The 1,656-nt window shown below is 70.3% G+C and carries 1 protein-coding gene and 1 pseudogene; both read left to right on the top strand.

The features are described 5' to 3' along the window. Positions 1–166 precede the first annotated feature (166 nt). A pseudogene (locus ACNFOC_RS54110) lies at positions 167–885 on the top strand (cobyrinate a,c-diamide synthase); the annotation flags it as partial. Then, positions 870–1,656 (top strand): precorrin-2 C(20)-methyltransferase (gene cobI, locus ACNFOC_RS54105; RefSeq protein WP_416966274.1); only part of this gene is annotated, 787 nt, incomplete at its 3' end. The pseudogene ACNFOC_RS54110 and the gene cobI, both read left to right, overlap by 16 nt.

Genomic DNA, 1,656 nt, shown 5'->3' with positions numbered 1-1,656 from the left:
GCGCTCAACGGCTTGAGCGACAGGGAAGCTCGCGCCCAGCTCCGGCAGGGCGAACTCCCGCTCGGCGGCGCCGCCGAACTGGACGCGACGGGGCGGCAGTTGATGGAGGAGCAGCGGGCCAAGGACCGTTTCATCGCGACGCTCTCGCACGAGCTGCGCAACCCGCTCGCCGCCGCCACGGCGGCCGGCCGGCCGCGCCGACGCCTGTATCACCGATCCCGATCAGCTCCCGCCACGTCGTCCAGGCGTCGGCCTGAACGGCCTCGTCCTCAAACGCCGGACGGGCTGAGAATTGCCGTTGCCGGCGGAGCGGCCTTCACCTTCTCCTATGCCGAGCACGCCGAACTGCTCATCGCGGCCGGTGCCGAGGTCGTCGTGTTCGATCCCCTCCGCGATGAGCAACTTCCGGACGGGACAAGTGGGTTGGTCATCGGGGGCGGGTTCCCTGAGGTGTATGCCGCTGACCTTTCCGCCAACGAGGCGTTGCGCAAGGCCGTCGGAGCCCTCGCGGAGACCGGCGCTCCCGTGGCCGCCGAGTGTGCCGGACTGCTGTATCTGTGCCGGGAGTTGGACGGGATGCCGATGTGCGGGGTGCTGGACGCCTCCGCGCGGATGAGCGAGCGGCTGACTCTGGGGTATCGGGATGCCGTCGCGTTGAGCGACAGTGTGCTGGCCGTGGCCGGGACGCGGATGCGCGGGCACGAGTTTCATCGGACCGTCGTCGAGCCCGGCTCAGGGGCGGCTCCCGCCTGGGGGGTTCGCGCCCCTGCGCGGCGGGTCGAAGGTTTCGTACAACAGGGTGTGCACGCGAGTTATCTGCACACGCACTGGGCGGCCGAGCCCGGTGTGGCCCGTCGGTTCGTGGAGAGGTGCCGGACGTCATGAGCAGCAGCAGGTTGATCGGAGTCGGGGTGGGTCCCGGCGATCCGGAGCTGGTGACCGTCAAGGGTGTCAACGCTCTGCGGGCCGCCGATGTCGTGGTCGTGCCGGTCATGGACAGTGGGGAGCGGGGGCGGGCCGAGGCCACCGTTCTGCATTACGTGCCTGAGGAGAAGGTTCTGCGGGTTGTGTTCGCGCTGAATGAGCGGACCGACCGTGCTCGGCGTGAGGCCGCCTGGGATGCCGCAGGGGCGAAGGTCGCCGAGTTGCTCGGCGCGCATCGCGTCGTCGCCTTTGCCACCATCGGGGACCCCAACGTCTACTCCACCTTCACCTATCTCGCCCTGACCATCGGAGAGTTGGTGCCGGGGGTCGTTGTGGAGACCGTGCCTGGTATCACCGCCATGCAGGATCTCGCCGCACGGTCGGGGGCCGTACTCACGGAGGGGACCGAGCCGCTCACGCTCGTGCCGGTGACCGCCGGGGCCGCCGTGCTCAAGGACGCGCTCGCCGGGCCGGGGACGGTCGTGGCGTACAAGTTCGGGCGGCAGGCCGGTGAGGTCGCCGAGGCGCTGCGGGAGACCGGGCGGATCGGGGACGCGGTGTGGGGGTCGGCGCTCGGGCTGCCCGAGGAGTCGATCCGGCCCGCCGCCGAACTCGACGGGCAGCCGTTGCCCTATCTGTCGACGCTCATCGCGCCCGCGCGGCGCGAGGGGGAACATGCGGCTCCTTTGCCGATATTTCGAACCAGGATCGGGTCGCCGAACGAAACGGCGC

The sequence above is a fragment of the Streptomyces colwelliae genome, assembly GCF_048158785.1.
In the GTDB taxonomy this organism is placed as follows: Bacteria; Actinomycetota; Actinomycetes; order Streptomycetales; family Streptomycetaceae; genus Streptomyces.
The sequence above is the reverse complement of the archived record's forward strand: the minus strand, read 5'-3'. Positions and strand labels throughout refer to the sequence as shown.